Here is a 1,853-nt window from a genome sequence, read left to right as displayed (position 1 = left end):
AGTTCACTCTCTTGAGCATCCAATATCGCCCGAAAAATATAAAAATCTGTTGGCGTTGTAACTTTAATATTGTTTGTGTTCCCCAGTACTGTATGCAGCTTAAAACCATAATGCTGCATCATGGTCGCGGAATCAACAAATTCAAATTTTTTCTCTTTTTGCGCTTTTACGTGTGTTGCATAAATATCACTTAAAAAATAGCTTTGAGGTGCTCGTGCCATCACACACTTAGATCGATCAACAAATTTATCCAGCTCGCCATCCGTATCACTAAAGCCGATGGTTTCAATTGCTGGAACGATTGTAATCGCAGATCGATTATTTTGCACTGAAACAATATTTTTATTTATTGTCGTTTCATCAATTAATGGACGTACACCATCATGTAAAAGCACAACTGTTTCAGCGTCATTTTTTACGTGATTTTTCACAAACTCTAACCCAACGAATTGAGACTCAATTGCAGTCTCACCACCGGTTAAAATCTTTAAAACTTTTTTTAAATTAAACAATTCAATTTTTTGTCGTAAATACCGCTCCCAACCCTTGACACACACAACAACAATGCCATCAATATTTTCGTTCTGTTCAAATTTTTCAAGGGTATAAATAATAATTGGTTTGCCATGAAGTTCCAAAAACTGTTTTGGAAGAGCACCATTGTGCATTCTTTTTCCAACTCCACCTGCAAAAATAATAGCATAATTCAATTTTATTTCCTCACTAAATAGTATTTGCCTTTATAATCTGTGAAAGATTTTTCCGTATCTATTAATGCCGTGTGATGCTTGGCAAGCCGAGATTCAACTGGTGGCATTTTCATATAATCGCCAAAAATCAATGTCAAGTATTTTTCGGCGCCGACAGCGATTGGCATTTCAGTATCTTCAAATTTTTCATACCGTACGTTCTCAAACCATTCTGGCTTGAGAGGCCTCATTATTGCTTTTAACCCAGTTACTAACTCAACCGCTTGATTTCCATTTTTTGAAGAGTATTTAATCATGCGTTTTTCTGCACGTTTCCATACCTTGTATCTCTTTTGTGGTGCTCTAATAATTGCCAATGGCAACTCTGTTAGCAACCGTAAAACCTTCCCTTGATTATCTGGTAAACGCTGATTTATAAAAATCGAAAATATAATCGCGTTCCATCTTTGCCAGCAACGTTGCCAAAATCCATTCGCTAAATAATCAATCGGAATTATATCCACCGCAATTCCCTGATTTACATCTTCATCTTGCGTCCGAAAATTAATAAACGTGGTGTCATTATCATTGATCGTCATCGCAGCATGTCGGTAATTATGTGTTTCATCTGACCTGCACAAACTGTACTTCTTATTTTGAGAATACTTATTCCAATCTTTATAAAGACGTTCATAATCATCTCTAAGCATGAAAACATCCACATCATCATCCCAAGGTATAAATCCTTGATGTCTTAAGGTTCCAATACAGCTTCCTCCGCCCAGAAAAAATTTCAATTCGTTTTCTTCACAAATTTTTTTCAAATATTTTAAAATTTCTAATTCTTTTTTTTGTAAACTTCTCATTTGCTCTGGGCTAGCTTGAGAAAGGTTTTTAATTTTTGTCATTAGAACTCCTTAAATTTTATATCCTACAAACTATTCCAATACTTAGACAACCCCAGATGTAAATTATTTTTGGGGTAATACCCCATTTTTAGAAGTTTATCAATATTTGCTCTAGATTCCTTAATGTCGCCTTGTCGTGCATGTTTGTATTGAACATTTAATGTTTGACCAGATATCTCATTAAATATATGAATTACATCATTTAAACTACTACTTACCCCTGTCGCTACATTATAAACACTATGCATAGCACTAT

Annotated in this window: 2 protein-coding genes and 1 pseudogene; all 3 read right to left on the bottom strand. The window is 34.7% G+C overall.

From position 1 onward, the window contains the following. Positions 1 to 668 (bottom strand): IspD/TarI family cytidylyltransferase (locus tag JCM2765_RS16430; RefSeq protein WP_054737593.1); only part of this gene is annotated, 668 nt, incomplete at its 3' end. Positions 669 to 712: 44 nt separating this feature from the next. Next, positions 713 to 1,597 carry a LicD family protein gene (locus tag JCM2765_RS16425; protein WP_082405194.1) on the bottom strand — a complete coding sequence of 295 codons (885 nt, stop codon included), beginning with the start codon at positions 1,595 to 1,597 and terminating at the stop codon, positions 713 to 715. 23 nt (positions 1,598 to 1,620) lie between these two features. Next, positions 1,621 to 1,853, bottom strand: a pseudogene (locus tag JCM2765_RS18530) (epimerase); the annotation flags it as partial.

It is taken from the genome of Secundilactobacillus similis DSM 23365 = JCM 2765 (assembly GCF_001311075.1).
GTDB classification, from domain to species: domain Bacteria; phylum Bacillota; class Bacilli; order Lactobacillales; family Lactobacillaceae; genus Secundilactobacillus; species Secundilactobacillus similis.
This window is presented reverse-complemented; position numbering and strand designations above follow the sequence as displayed.